The organism is Pacificibacter sp., assembly GCF_039769035.1.
GTDB lineage: Bacteria > Pseudomonadota > Alphaproteobacteria > Rhodobacterales > Rhodobacteraceae > Celeribacter.
Window position 1 is genome coordinate 1 of record NZ_JBDMZG010000138.1, and the last position, 14,156, is coordinate 14,156.

13 protein-coding genes are annotated in these 14,156 nt (G+C 53.5%); 6 read left to right on the plus strand and 7 right to left on the minus strand.

Translation table 11 applies throughout. The annotated features are described in order from the left end of the window. Positions 1 to 372 precede the first annotated feature (372 nt). On the plus strand, positions 373 to 612 hold the full coding sequence (locus ABF287_RS11815; protein ID WP_347185204.1) for a hypothetical protein: 240 nt from the start codon (positions 373 to 375) through the stop codon (positions 610 to 612). 86 nt (positions 613 to 698) lie between these two features. Here the strand turns inward: ABF287_RS11815 and ABF287_RS11820 are convergent, their stop codons facing one another. The 6 genes from ABF287_RS11820 to ugpC all read right to left on the minus strand — a co-directional run bounded on the left by ABF287_RS11820 (position 699) and on the right by ugpC (position 7,271). Then, complete coding sequence (locus ABF287_RS11820; RefSeq protein WP_347185205.1) at positions 699 to 1,565, minus strand: sugar kinase; 867 nt, start codon at positions 1,563 to 1,565, stop codon at positions 699 to 701. Positions 1,566 to 1,587: 22 nt separating this feature from the next. Then, positions 1,588 to 2,628: an alcohol dehydrogenase catalytic domain-containing protein gene (locus ABF287_RS11825; RefSeq protein WP_347185206.1), complete on the minus strand. Its 1,041-nt coding sequence runs from the start codon at positions 2,626 to 2,628 to the stop codon at positions 1,588 to 1,590. A gap of 89 nt (positions 2,629 to 2,717) precedes the next feature. Continuing rightward, entirely contained in the window at positions 2,718 to 4,262 is a 1,545-nt protein-coding gene (locus ABF287_RS11830) for an extracellular solute-binding protein (protein WP_347185207.1), read from the minus strand. Between the two features lie 30 nt (positions 4,263 to 4,292). Continuing rightward, positions 4,293 to 5,174, minus strand: a complete 882-nt coding sequence (locus tag ABF287_RS11835) for a carbohydrate ABC transporter permease (RefSeq protein WP_347185208.1) — start codon at positions 5,172 to 5,174, stop codon at positions 4,293 to 4,295. Positions 5,175 to 5,187: 13 nt separating this feature from the next. Further along, the gene (locus ABF287_RS11840; RefSeq protein ID WP_347185209.1) at positions 5,188 to 6,171 is read right to left on the minus strand and encodes an ABC transporter permease subunit; all 984 of its coding nucleotides are present in this window, start codon (positions 6,169 to 6,171) and stop codon (positions 5,188 to 5,190) included. After that, positions 6,168 to 7,271, minus strand: coding sequence for a sn-glycerol-3-phosphate ABC transporter ATP-binding protein UgpC (ugpC, locus tag ABF287_RS11845; protein WP_347185210.1), 1,104 nt, complete (start codon positions 7,269 to 7,271; stop codon positions 6,168 to 6,170). The genes ABF287_RS11840 and ugpC overlap by 4 nt, the downstream gene beginning before the upstream one ends. 180 nt (positions 7,272 to 7,451) lie before the next feature. Between ugpC and ABF287_RS11850 the strand changes: the two genes are divergently transcribed. Next, the gene (locus ABF287_RS11850; protein WP_347185211.1) at positions 7,452 to 8,702 is read left to right on the plus strand and encodes an enolase C-terminal domain-like protein; all 1,251 of its coding nucleotides are present in this window, start codon (positions 7,452 to 7,454) and stop codon (positions 8,700 to 8,702) included. A gap of 21 nt (positions 8,703 to 8,723) precedes the next feature. On the opposite strand, the gene ABF287_RS11855 is transcribed toward ABF287_RS11850, so the two are convergent. Further along, positions 8,724 to 9,545 carry a GntR family transcriptional regulator gene (locus ABF287_RS11855; protein WP_347185212.1) on the minus strand — a complete coding sequence of 274 codons (822 nt, stop codon included), beginning with the start codon at positions 9,543 to 9,545 and terminating at the stop codon, positions 8,724 to 8,726. 323 nt (positions 9,546 to 9,868) lie between these two features. Here ABF287_RS11855 and ABF287_RS11860 point away from each other — a divergent pair, with 323 nt between their 5' ends. Genes ABF287_RS11860 through kduD form a run of 4 tightly spaced genes read left to right on the plus strand, consistent with a single transcriptional unit; the run spans position 9,869 to position 14,035 of the window. Further along, positions 9,869 to 12,154 (plus strand): DUF4962 domain-containing protein, encoded by a 2,286-nt coding sequence (locus ABF287_RS11860; protein ID WP_347185213.1) that lies wholly within the window; start codon positions 9,869 to 9,871, stop codon positions 12,152 to 12,154. Then, positions 12,147 to 12,458, plus strand: a complete 312-nt coding sequence (locus ABF287_RS11865) for a cupin domain-containing protein (protein WP_347185214.1) — start codon at positions 12,147 to 12,149, stop codon at positions 12,456 to 12,458. The genes ABF287_RS11860 and ABF287_RS11865 overlap by 8 nt, the downstream gene beginning before the upstream one ends. 12 nt (positions 12,459 to 12,470) lie before the next feature. Further along, positions 12,471 to 13,295, plus strand: a complete 825-nt coding sequence (gene kduI / locus ABF287_RS11870; RefSeq protein WP_347185215.1) for a 5-dehydro-4-deoxy-D-glucuronate isomerase — start codon at positions 12,471 to 12,473, stop codon at positions 13,293 to 13,295. After that, a complete protein-coding gene (kduD, locus tag ABF287_RS11875) occupies positions 13,292 to 14,035 on the plus strand; it encodes a 2-dehydro-3-deoxy-D-gluconate 5-dehydrogenase KduD (protein WP_347185216.1) in 744 nt (247 codons plus the stop codon). Before kduI ends, kduD begins: the two co-directional genes overlap by 4 nt. The last annotated feature ends 121 nt before the right edge of the window (positions 14,036 to 14,156 follow it).

The window sequence follows — 14,156 nt, forward strand, 5'->3', positions numbered from 1 at the left end:
AACACACTTTTTGCCGTGTTGCTGACTATTTTAGGCGCTGAATCACGGTGTTGAACACAGTGTTGGCTAGTGCTGTGTTGCGAACACTGTGTTGGCGAAGTTTTGGGTGAACATGGTTTGGTGACACAAATGATGAGAGTGCTGGCTTTCCGCACAGAGAGGACATTCACGTTAGGCAGAGCGAATGGCAGCTTCGAGCCCTACCTGTGAATTGGATTTTCTTGCTGCGAGCGCGCGCAGCGAAGGTTTTGAAGCAAGAGTGTTGTTATCTGCACCGCAGCCCGGCGAGAAAAACGGTCATTTAGACTTCGCGTAGCCTAGTTGATCTTTCCAACACCCAGGTCGAGCAACAAACTAGCCGTGGAATTTCAAGTGCTCAACTTCCTCTTTGCACGCTTCGCAGCAGCAAAAAAATACAAGCGTGGCAGCCTGACCCTCGCTGTTTTTGCAACGCGGCTCAGTCGTCTGGCCAAAACAGACATCCAAAACTCGTTTCAATTTGAGTCGATTTTTGAGTTCCCGCCACTGTGTATTCAGACATGCATTCGTTCCGTCCGCGACTGCGAATTAGGAATGTTATTCATTCCGGCAATCGAAGTGCTCCTGAAATAAAGTGGCGTTCCTGGCGTCCCCAAATACTTTTCTTCAACCAGTCGGAGCACCGAGACAACCTAAGCTTTGGACTGTTTTCCAGTCAGTTATCTTGCGATAATTGCGCCAGTGTGCGCCACAACCTGGCTTGCGATCTGATGGCCTGCGGTCAGACAGTCCTCAATATCCGACCCGCGTATCAGCGCCGCCAGAAAACCGCCGTTGAAGCTGTCACCAGCAGCAGTTGTGTCGACAACTGAACTATTCACGACAAACTTTGGGTGATGTTCAATCGAAAGATGAGGAGCAATCGGACCGCGTGACCCGCGTTTGATGGCGCAACCGCGCCATTGTTTTGCTTGAAACCGATCCACCACATCCTGTTCGTCGGCCTCGTCAAACAAGAGCATCTCATCGTCGATCGACGGCAGGGCGATGTCCGCGATCTCCCATGCACGTGCAATCCTGTTCTGCGCCACAGTCTTGTTTTCCCAAAGTTTCGGGCGGTAATTGGAATCAAAAGCTATACTAACTTGACCGGAAAGCGACTTTTCCTGCGCGGCATCAAGAAATCTGTCCCTCGCGTCCGGAGACATGATCGCCAACGTGATTCCGGAAAAGTAGATGACCTCAGCATCTGGCAACTCTAAACAGTTTGAATCCGCCGAGAAAAGTTGGCGCGCAGCCGAGTTTTCCCGCCAATAGTCGAAGTGGCGTTCTCCTTGTTTGTCGGTCGAAATGGCATAGATGCCTATGTTTTTGTCGCGATCCTTTTCGACATGCGACAGGTCCAAGCCATGCTGTTTTGCTGCATCCAGAAAGCCGTCTGAAAGCGCGTCGCGACCGACCCGCGAAAGATAAGAAACGTCGGAAGCGTCTCCTAAAGCGCGCGCGCAATAGACCGCAGTGTTGAACGTGTCTCCCGCATAGCTCAGCGACTGCTTGCCATCGTGGCCCAGCCGGATTTCGGCCATGACCTCACCTATGCAGAGCAGCTTAGGCATCGCCGGATACCTTGATAAGGCTTTTCAGTGCCGTTGGGCTGCGATCCAAGGATTCAAAAGCTGACTGGATTTTCGCCAGCGGCGTGATGTCCGTTATCACTGTTTCACAGTCAATAGCGCCAGACGCGACTGCCTCGATTGCCTTTTCGTAATCTTCGGGTTCATAGACACGCGCGCCGATCAGTGTCAATTCGCGCCAGAAGAATTGGAACAAATCAATCTGCGGATTTTGTGCGTGGATCGCGACCATGACGATCCGCGCACGCGTAGCGGCGACTTGTGTCATGGCGTCCACACCGGGCTGCGTTCCGGAGACTTCAAAGACAACTTCGGCACCCTTTCCGCCTGTCAGGGTGCTAACTGCATTCTCCAGATCAGACTGCGCCGGGTTGATGGTTTCAAATCCCAGCTTTGATGCCACAGCAATGCGATGTTCATTGACCTCGGAGATCACGACAGTGCCGCCCGCTTTTCTTGCGATCATAGCGACGAGAATTCCGATAGGCCCCCCCCCTATGACGACAACGTTTTCGCCCGGTTTCAATTCGGAAAGACGTACGTCATGGCAGGCGACCGCGACGGGCTCGATCAGGGCGGCGTGGTCAAGGGGAAGGTCATCGGGCAGCACGTGCAACGTGTGTGCAGGCACATTCCAGACGTCTTGCATCGCACCATCGGTATCCAGCCCCAGGAACTTAAGATTGTGGCAGATATGGGCGTGCCCGTCATTGCAAGCGGGACAATCTCCGCAAGCCTGAAGCGGACGCACCACGACCTTGGTGCCGATTGACGGGCCATCAACGCCTTCGCCCAATGCATGCACAACGCCTGACATCTCGTGGCCGATGATCCGCTCGTGACCGACGCGCGCATCCATATTTCCGTGAAAGACATGCATGTCTGTTCCGCAGATCCCACAATAGGCAATCTTGACAGAAACCTCGCCCCCTGCAGGTGCGATCGGGGCAAGCTGTTCAACAGAAAAACTCTTTTCACCGCGATAGAAGGCGGCCGTTTGGGGTGGGTTTGTCATGATATCACTATGTTTGTTGTAGGGAGGTTGGGGAAAAGAAGTCCCTGTGTGGCGGATCTCGCCGCCGCACAGGCTTGCATTGGCCGGGCCTAGCCCTGCTGGCGGGCGTATGCCGCGTTCATGACTTCAAGCACTTTGTCCAAACCCATTCCGTCGATGGTTTCGATGTAATCGTCCCAGTCGGCTTGCACGTCACCTGAGCCGAGAACCCAAGCCTGCTGCTTTTCGAGCATGTAGGTCCGGATCTGTGGCCAGTGGCGATCATATACCGCTTGCTCTTCTTCCGTCATGGTCACCCCCAGGAAAATCGGAACAAGGTAATCGCCTTGACCATAGAGTTCGATGCCAGCCTTAGCGATAGGATTGGTCCACTGCAATTCGTAGGAATAGTCCTGTGGGAACCCGCGCCAGATTTGCGCACCCGCTTCGTACATTTGGTTTACGACAGCAAGGTCTGCATTCAACACCTCGTCGGTGTAGATCGCTTCACCGTCTATCAGATTGTAGTGAACCCCTTCGATTCCGAAGTTGGCAAGACGACGGCCTTCTTCAGAGAACCAGAAGTCGAAATACTTGATCGTTTCGACAGGGTTTTCGTTTGTGTGACCCATGGCCCACCCGTCCGGCTTAACAGGGATGCGGCGATGCTCTTCCATGCGAACGCCGGAAACCGATGCTGGGGGAATGAAGGGCACGAATTCAAATCCTTCAATGCTGTCGCGCAGCTTGTCGTTGTAACCAGCTGTCGAAGCGAACCAATCGTGGGACACACCGCCAAGGTTCTCGCTCAGAAAGAAGTCCCGCGCGGATGACCCACGCGTGAAGACTTCTGGGTCTATCAGGCCTTCGGTATACCATTGGGCAAGGTTTGCAATCCCGTCGCGATAACCCTCACCAATGTATGGGTGTGTAAGCTGGCCATCTACGACCATGAAGTCGTGATAAGTATCAGAACCGCTTGTCCGGCCGTCCCAAAGCGTGACCAACCGGATCATTTCCTCCCAGTGGCGGGCAAAATAGGGCACTTCGTCCTTTTCGCCATTGCCGTTGGGGTCTTGGTCGCGGAACGCAACCAGCACGTCATAAAGCTCATCGACGTTTTGCGGTTGCTCCATCCCTAGGGTGTCCAACCAATCCTGTCGAATAAAATAGGCCCGACCGAAGAACCCATCGGGGAGGTAAGGAATATAGTACAAGTTGCCATCCGCCGCAGAGATCGCAGCAAAACGCTCGGGGTATTGATCGATATAGTTTTGAATGTTCGGCGCATGTTCGGCAATCAAGTCATTCAACGGCTGGAACGCGCCTTGGGGGCCATATTCGTTTACGAATTCGCGCACGTGCTGGCCGCCAAAAATGTCTGGAATGTCGCCAGAGGCAATCAGCAGGTTATGTGCTTCGCGTGTATCTGTTGTGTTTGAGCCAACGGTTGCGTCCACCAAAGACACACCCGTCATTTTGGCGGCGGCTTGTTCTGTGGCGTAGTCTTCATTGTAGTTTTGGGCGCGACGCCAGTGCATGTGGATAGTGAGCTCGAGCGGTTCATCAACCACCCGCAAGTGGTCATCTGCAAAGGCAGGTGCCGAGAGCGCACTGCCCATTAGCAGCGCCGAAATTATTGAGAGTTTACGCATGAGTTCCTCCTAGTTGCGTTCTTGTTTTCTTCATTCTTTGACACCTCCAAGAAGGATGCCTTTGTTGAAGTATTTTTGTAGAAACGGGTAGATCAGCAGGACCGGAATGATGGAGCACACGATGATCGCAGCACTCACGGTCTCGAACGAGTAGCTTGCAGTCAAAAGGCTGCTAGCGAATTCGTCGTCGTCGGACAGAACAACGATGACCTTGCGCAGATAGACTTGCAGCGGGATCTTCTTTTCGTCCTGCAACAGGACCATCGCCCAGAAAAAGCCGTTCCAGCGCGACACGATGCAGAACAACGCAACCGTCGCGATGGCTGGCTTGGCCAGCGGTACATAGACCTTCCAAAGGATTTGGAGTTCATTTGCGCCGTCCATGCGGGCGGCTTCCTCAAAAGAGCTTGGAACACCTTCGAAAAAGTTGCGCAACAGGATGACGTTAAAGCCGTTGACGGCAAAGCCGATGATGATGCCGAAATAGCTGTCGAGCAGACCAAGGTCCCTCATGTTCAGGAAAAACGGGATCATCCCGGCGTGGAACCACATTGTGAATGCGACCATGAGGTTCCAGAATCGCCGACCAAAAAGCCGAGGCCGTGAAAGCGCGTAAGCCCCCGGAATGATGAAAGCGAGGCTCATCAACGTGCCGCCGATGGTATAGATGAACGTATTGGCGTAGCTGGACCAGAATAGCGGTTGGGACAGCACCCGTTCATAAGCCGCGATTGTGAATTCGACTGGTGTAAGAAGCACGTTCCCGGCGCGTGCCTCGAACCCGCTACTGAATGACAGCGCAGCGATGTAGATGAACGGATACAGGGTCGAAATCGCAAAGGCACCGATCAGGAAAACATTGATCCAGACGAATATCCGATCGCCACGGGAATAGAGTGCTGCGTCGCTCATAGTCTGATCCCCCTCACCACAAAGATGTGCGTGAATAGCGCTTGCTGAGGGTGTTGGCCGTCATCACAAGGACGAAGGCGACCACCGCGTTGAAGAGACCTGCAGCAGCAGCGAAGTCGTATTGACCGCCCTGAATACCTTGCCGGTAGATGTAAGTGTTGATGACGTCAGCCGTTTCATAGGTTGCGGGCTGATAGAGCAGGATGATCATCTCGAAAGACACTTCAAGCATGTTGCCGATCCGAATGATCAACATAATGATGATCGTCGTCATGATCGATGGCAGCGTGATTTTCCACATCATCTGCCACCGACTTGCGCCATCAACGACGGCGCTTTCGTACAGTGTCGGCGATACGCCCGCGATCGCCGCGAGATAGACAATCGATTGAAATCCGGCCTCTTGCCAAATCGTGGTTCCAACGAAAATGGGGCGGAACCATTCGGGCTTTGTCAGGAAGTAGACCGGATCAAAACCCAACCACCCGATGACCGTATTTACGATACCAGCAGACGGTGAAAACGCGGTGATTACGATGCCTGCGATAATAACCGACGAGATGAAGTGCGGCAGATAGACAATTGTCTGTGCCGTTTTCTTGAACCACTGTTGGTAGATTTCGTTGAACATCAACGCGAGAATGATTGGCGCAGGAAACCCGAACAGTAAACTAAGTAGCGAAATATAGATGGTATTTCGCAGGGCGCGCAGGAACTGTTCGCTGCCAAACAGCGTCTCGAAATGGTCCCAACCGATCCAAGGGCTGTCGGCAATACCGCGAAAGACGCTGTAATCTTTGAATGCGATCTGAAGCCCGTACATTGGCTTATACAGAAACAGCAGAAGCCAAATGATCGTGGGCGCCAAGAGCAGATAGAGTTGCCAATCTCGTTTCAGATGATCGGTGATCCGCTCAAGGCGAGAGCGTTCGTCTCCTGGCACGACAAAAGTCTTCAACTCTCGTGGGCGTTTTAGGTCATCCTTGGGCGCGCTCATGCTTCAACCTCTTGACCTACCAATGCCTCACCGGTTTCTCCGTCGAAGACGCGAATGAGATCTGGGCGGATCGTAAATCCGCTGACCCCGCCCAATGCGTTGTGTTTTCCAAGGGTTTCGGTGCGGATCACAAATGGCTCACCACCCAAAGTGGCGTGTAGCAAAGCCTCGGATCCCAGCGTCTCAATTAAGTCCATGCCGATGTGGATGCGGTCTGCAGTTCCTTCACCTGCGATCTCGGCAAACTCAGGCCGTATGCCAACGGTAACACTCTTGCCGATTTGGTTTCGCAGCGCTTCAAGAGGGGCCAGTTTGATTTTTTGCCCTTCGAAAACCGCAACCGGACCGGTGTCACCTTCTGCGACGGTGGCCTTGATCATGTTCATGGGCGGCGCCCCCAGGAAGCTGGCGACAAAGACGCTTTTGGGATTAAGGAACAAGTCCATCGGCGTGCCGACTTGTTCGATGTTGCCGTCACTCATGACAACGATACGATCCGCTAGCGTCATGGCTTCAACCTGATCGTGAGTGACGTAAATGGACGTCACGCCTAACCGATTGTGCAACCGCTTGATCTCGGCCCGCATTTGGGTACGCAGCTTGGCATCGAGATTTGAAAGCGGTTCGTCAAACAGAAACACCTTCGGACGACGTACAATCGCGCGCCCCATGGCAACCCGTTGGCGTTGCCCACCTGAAAGGTCGGCTGGGCGGCGATCCAAATACTCTGTCAGCCCCAAAATATGGCCAACTTCTTCGACGGATTTTTCGATTTCAGGTTTGCTGACTTTCCTAATTTTCAAGCCGAACGCGATGTTCTCTGCGACGTTCAGATGCGGGTAGAGGGCATAGTTCTGAAACACCATGGCGACGTCTCGGTCTTTGGGCGCGACGCGGTTCATCAACCTTCCATCGATGTGAAGAGCCCCAGCGCTGATCTCCTCCAGACCGGCAATCATTCGCAGTGTCGTCGATTTCCCACAGCCAGAGGGACCAACCAAAACAACGAACTCATTTTCCTGCACATCAAGATCGATCCCGTGAACGACTTGTACCGCCCCATAAGCTTTGACGATCTTCTGCAGTTTGACGCCGGACATTCCATTTTTCCTTTTTAGCTGGACCAACATTAGGAGGCCCGAAACTGAGGCGAGTTTCTGAAAGTGATAAGAATCGCCTCGCTACAAACTTGTATATCAATTTGATATCTTACATGCTAGTTTGAATTTGAAGCGGCGAATCTGGCCGTATTGAAATGCTCAAACTCGGAGTCCAACCCCTTGAAAATAGCCAATGTAACCGTGACCCCGATTGCCATCCCCGACACACCACTGGTGAACACAAAGGGCGTTCAGCAAGCGGTCTTCCTGCGGTCAGTGATCGAAATTCGTACCGAATGCGGGTTGATCGGGTTGGGGGAATCCTACGGGGCCGAACGCACTTTGATCGGGCTGAACAAGGTCGCGCCGACCCTTATTGGGCTTGATCCGCTTCACCTGCACGACCTGCGGCAGCGGGTTAATGCCGCCCTCCCCGAAGGTGGCGGCATCAACGCACCCACCATGCTGACCGATCACAAATTGACGGACGTGGTCTATAGCGCATTCGAAATCCCCTGCCTCGATATCATCGGCAAAAAGACTGATCGGCGGGTTTGCGATCTGTTAGGCGGCGCTGTCCGCGAAGAAGTGAATTTTGGCGGCTATCTGTTTTACAAATTCGCCAAACAAGACCTGACATTCGGCCCTGACATATTCGGCGAGGTCATGACCCCCGATGCGTTGGTCGATCAGGCCCGCGTGTTTGTCGCGGAACACGGATTCAAATCTCTTAAATTGAAAGGCGGGGTCCTTGAACCTGATTTGGAAATCGAAACGCTTAAAAAACTGCGCGAGGTTTTCCCACATCACAATCTGCGCATCGACCCAATGGGCGCATGGACCGTTCCAACTGCAAAACGCGTGGTCGACGAATTGGGCGGTATTCTTGAATACCTCGAAGATCCATGTCGCGGCATGGACGCCATGGCCGAGCTTTCAAAACTAATCGATATCCCGCTCGCCACCAATCTTGTCGTTGTGGAATTGGAACAGGTTTTCGAGGCGGTCACAAAAGACGCCGCTCAGATCATCTTGGGCGATCATCACTATTGGTGCGGCGCCACGGGAGCCGTGAGCCTCAGCAAAACGTGCAGGGCCGCAAATCTTGGCTTGTCGATGCATTCCAATTCTCATCTGGGCATCTCACTTGCCGCCATGTGCCATGTCGCGGCGGCGTCACCGCGTTTGGCCTATGATTGCGATACCCATTATCCTTGGTCCACAAAGGAAATCATCAAGGGCGGCCGCCGGGCGTTCAAGGATGGCAAATTGCGCGTTCCCGAGGGACCGGGACTTGGAGTTGAATTGGATCATGAGGCGCTGGCTGACCTCAACGCGCTTTATGAGCAAGCGATGGTCAGCGATCGAAACGACACGGAAGAGATGCTGAAATACGTGCCTGATTACGTGCGCAAAGTACCACGCTGGTAAGGGCGCTCCTTAAAGTAAAGACTAAAACGTGAAAGCCAGGTGCTCTTTCATCTCGCGCGCGAACTCCGCGTTTGCAGCAAATGTCCGGGCATTGCGTTCACTGGGTTCGTTGATCTTGGTGATGTAGTCAACAAGCATCGGACTCTCTGACAACTTCTTGGCTTCGTCTTCATACGTTCCCAAATGCGCTTGCATGGCCTTTTCAGCACCCTCCTCGGAACGTGCATAGATAGCCTCTGCAATTGCGCGATGCTCATCCACCACCCGCTCGCTCCTGCGGATTTTGAAAACACGCTTGAGATGTCGAACGCGTGAAAGATCAGGTTGACCGTGTTTGATGGAATTCCATAGCCCAGGCACTCCAGCGACACCGAACATGTTGAAATGGAATTCCTCGTCAGACCGAGCAAAATTGAAGTAATCTTTGTTCGCCAGTGCCTCTTCCAGCGCCGAGAAGGGTTTTGATAAAACCCCACTCGCTTCGTATTCTGCGTTCCAGCGGCGCGCCGCCCGTCCCGCGACCCCAACTTCCACCAAAATCCGCATGTAGGCCGCTTCAAAATATCGGTCGATATTGATCGGTGTGACATAAGTCCCACTCTTGGGAACCACCTTGACCAAACCATCGTTGGTCAGGCGTATCATCGCCTCTCGGACAGGTGTGCGGGACGCCCCGAGAGCCTCTGAAATTTCACTCTCTGAGACGCGTTGAAGCGGCAGAAGCTGAACGGTCACGATCAAGTGACGGATCAGCTCGTGAATCTGTTCCACCAGGTTTTGGTCCTCGGAAAGATTCGATCGCTGCAGTAGTGTTCCTACCGGCCGAAGTGTTGGTGTCTCCATAGCTGTCGCCATTCCCTAATTCATACCGCCTACGGCAATCTTGTGTGCCAGATTGTACTTGTTTTCAACGTAGTCAAGGGTCCACCAAGCGCAGGGTCATTTCTTTCCAGGCATTGGTTCCAGACTTGATTTCAAAGTAGCATACAAGATAACAAATTGGTATGCTAGTTTGTGTAGCTCGATTCTTATCGCTGATAGGGTGAGCGCCTAACGCCAAAAAATGAGCACACGCGATGGAAAAGACAAAAAGGGATCGGGTTAGTCGCAAGCTCTGCCAGGGCAGACCGATAGCACGCAATGTCGAAGAACCAATCGGGGGACGGTTGAACATCCGATACGCTCCCGAAAATGGACAGATCGTTTCCGAGAACCCGCCTCGATTCACATGGTTGCCCGTCCTTGACAGCAACGCACGCTATGTCATGCGAATTTCAGACGCTCGAGACCTTGGCGGCGTTAACACCTTTGACTATTCAAGTCTGCCTTGGAATTTTCTGACACCAGATCGGAAATTCGACTCCGGGACGTGGTACTGGGCATATGCTGAATGGGATGCGGATGCGGCGAAACGGGTCTCGGATTGGAGCACCGTTCGAGAGTTCCAGATCACCGATGGATTGCCGGAAACCCCTGTGCGCTGTTCTGCAACACGGCTTGAAACATGGTCCGTAGCCCACCCAAGACTTTGGCTTAATCCTGAAAAAGTCGCAGCGTTTCGCGGTGCAATAAAAACGGACCCAAAATCTTACGGGTTTGACCAGTTTCTTGAACTCTCTGTGAACCCGTGGCGTGATCGCTGCCCTATGACCGAACCGGCACCCTATCCCGGCGGTACTCGCACTGCTGAGGTCTGGCGCAGCACTTACATCGCGTGTCAGGAACTTGTTTATTCAATCCGGCACATGTCTGTTGCGGGAGAGCTTCTGAACGATCCCGAACTTAAGTCCTCTGCCAAAGCATGGCTATTGGAAGCGGTCACCTGGGACCCGGATGGACCGACCTCGCGGACCTATTCAGATGAATGGGCATTTCGCATCGCGACGGCCCTTGCTTGGGGATACGATTGGCTTTACCACGATTTATCCGTTTCAGAGCGCGGCGCAGTCCGAGACGCCCTTGTATCCCGCACGCGCCAGGTTTTCAGCCACATTACGGACAATGCCAAGATCCACCTATTCCCATACGATAGCCACGCCGTTCGTGCCGTGTCCGCAGTGCTGGTGCCATGCGCCATCGCATTGGCCCATGACGTCCCCGAGGCCGCGGATTGGCTGAACTACGCAATCGATTTTTTGGCAACGGTTTATTCGCCCTGGGGCGATGAACAAGGTGGTTGGGCTGAAGGAACCCACTACTGGATGACCGGAATGGCCTATTTGGCAGACGCGGCCAACTTGCTTCGCAACTACTGTGCCATCGATCTTTACCAAAGACCGTTCTTTCAAAACACGGGGGACTTTCCGCTTTACACCAAACCTCCTGACACGCTCCGCGCTACCTTTGGCGACGATGCAGTTCAGGGATCCCCTGTGTGTTTGAAGATGGGGCAACTGATGTCTCAGTTCGCACGTGTCACCGGCAACGGAACATATGAATGGTATGCCCAGCAGGTCCAAAAGCGAGACCTTGGTACTGCGGGCGAATTCTACAACTACGGTTGGTGGGATCTTGAGTTCGACAACATGGTCCTAGAGCACGACTTTCCTTCGGTCGTATCTGCTGAGCCAAAGGAAATCGACACTCTACGCTGGTTTAGGGGCATTGGTTGGGCAGCCATTCAGCACAACTTGGATCGGCTCGACGAACACATCCACTTTGTGATGAAATCGAGCCCTTTCGGTTCTATCAGCCATTCCCACGCCGATCAGAACGCCTTTTGTCTCTCCGCTTTCGGTGAGGACCTTGCGATCCAGTCCGGGCACTACGTCGCCTTTAATTCAACCATGCACCTGAACTGGCGCAAGCAAACGAGATCAAAAAACGCGCTACTGATCGATGGAAACGGTCAGTACGCAGGAAGCGACAAGGCTAAGGCCATCAAAGCGGCCGGGCGTATCACCGCTGCTGAGCAGCACAGTGATCATATTCTCATCAAAGCAGAGGCGACCGAGGCCTACAAACAAGTAAATCCCGTAATCCGCCGGGTCGAACGGGACTGCTACTTCATACAAGAGAAGTTTTTTGTCGTCGTAGACCGCGTTGACGCGGACGAACCGGTGACTGTTGATTGGCTTTTGCATGCCAATGGCCCGTTTTCTTTAGGTTCATCTTCGTTCCGGTATACCGGCAAGAAAGCGGGCTTTTATGGAGATATCATTTGGTCTTCGGCTGGCGCACCCACGCTTGAGCAATCGCAAGCTTTCGCGGATGTTGATCCATCCGAATACGACGGCTTGCCAGTGTCGTCACACCTGACAGCACGGTTCCCCAAGAGAAAAACGCACCGGATTGCGACCCTGCTTGTTCCATACCGGATCGGGCAGGAAACGCGCATCTTCAACTTCATAGACGACCAGGGCTTTGACTGCGGGCTGTATTTTACAGACGCCGAGGAAAACAGCTTTCGGGTCGTCATTCCCAAAAACAGCAAGGAGCCGCAGAGTGAGTGAATTTCCAACTGTGCCATCGGGCGAAGGCGTGACCAGACAAGTGCTGGCCGATCATCCGGATTTGATGGTGGTCCAGTTTTCCTTTGAGGCCAAAGGGGCCGAAGGAGCTCTGCACAATCACCCGCACGTACAGTCTACCTATGTGAAATCCGGGCGCTTTAAATTCACCGTCGCTGGTTTCGAGACCGAAGTCGGCGCCGGCGACAGCTTCGTAATCCCCTCAAATGCCATCCACGGATGCATCTGCCTCGAACCCGGCCAACTGGTCGATTGCTTCACCCCACGCCGCGACGATTTTCTTTAAGGAACCCTAGAAATGCTAAATGTACGAACCGTTTATGCCGTAAACTCCGAAACAACCAAGGACATGGATACATCCCAGCTGCGGGACGCCTTTCATGTTGCTGATCTGTTTCTGTCTGGGCAAATCAACCTGACCTACACCCATTACGATCGTATGATCGTTGGTGCGGCGGTTCCCAATGGAAACGACCTGACATTGGATCACGTCAAAGAAGCCGGAACGCCTAGCATCCTTGATCGCCGGGAAATGGGCATTCTCAACATCGGTGAACCCGCCGCCGTGACCTGCGGGGACGAGACCCACGAGTTGGGGCGTGGCGATATCCTTTATCTTGGGATGGGCGCTGGCACTGTCACCTTCTCAGGTCAAGGACGTTTCTACATCGTCTCAACACCCGCGCATCGCACGCTGCCAAACAAACTGGTTTCTCTGAGTGATGCCGCGAGCCTGAGCCTTGGCTCTGCAGAAACCGCAAACGAGCGCACCATCTACATGTTTGTTCACCCCGAGGTGATGGAAAGCTGTCAGTTGGTGATGGGATACACAATGTTCCACGGAGGGTCCGTATGGAACACAATGCCCGCGCATTTGCACGATCGCCGGATGGAAGCCTATCTCTACTTCGATCTGGCCGAGGATAACCGAGTGTTCCATTTCATGGGCGAACCCCAGGAAACCCGTCACATCGTGATGAAGAACGAAGAAGCTGTCGTCTCGCCGCCCTGGTCGATCCACTGTGGCGCAGGGACGGGCAGCTATACGTTCTGTTGGGCAATGGCTGGTGATAATGTCGACTACAAGGACGTTGAACCCGTTGCCATGGAGGATCTGCGATGAGCCTCTTTGATCTGACGGGACGCCGCGTCTTGGTGACAGGCGCCAATGCCGGAATTGGTCAAGCAATCGCGGTCGAAATGGCCAAAGCAGGGGCACATGTAATCTGCGCCGGTCGCCGAAACTGCGATGCAACGCTTGCCGCAATCGCTGATACGCAAGGGACCGCAGAACAAGCGGTGGCTGATTTCGCTGACCCTATGGCGGGAAAGGCCCTCGTTAACGAAGCCGGTCCACTGGATATTTTGGTGAACAACGCAGGGATCATCCGTCGCGAGGATTCTGTGGACTTCTCTGAAGCAGACTGGGACGCTGTGATGGACGTAAATCTGAAGGCTCTGTTCTTCACGACACAAGCTTTTGCAAAGCAAGCGCTCGGGAAAGAAAGCCACGCAAAAGTGGTGAATATCGCATCACTACTTTCGTTTCAGGGCGGGATCCGCGTCCCTTCCTACACCGCATCAAAACATGGTGTTGCCGGACTAACCAAGATCCTCGCCAATGAATGGGCCGCCCAAGGCATCAACGTCAACGCCATCGCCCCCGGCTACATCGCGACCGACAACACGACAGCCCTCCGGGAAGATCCGGTAAGATCTAAGGAGATTTTATCCCGTATTCCCGCAGGTCGTTGGGGGAACGCCACGGATATTGCAGGTACTGCAGTGTTCTTGTCGTCGAAAGCGGCTGACTACATTCACGGGGCAGTACTGAATGTGGACGGCGGTTGGCTCGCAAGATAACGGTAATTTCCCATTACTACCAAGGCTGCGCAAAGCTTAAATGTCAACTTCGTTGGGCAAGCAGACGTTTGCTGAGGTGGAGAAATCAACATCTTACCAGCTATGATCTGTCTCTTCGTAC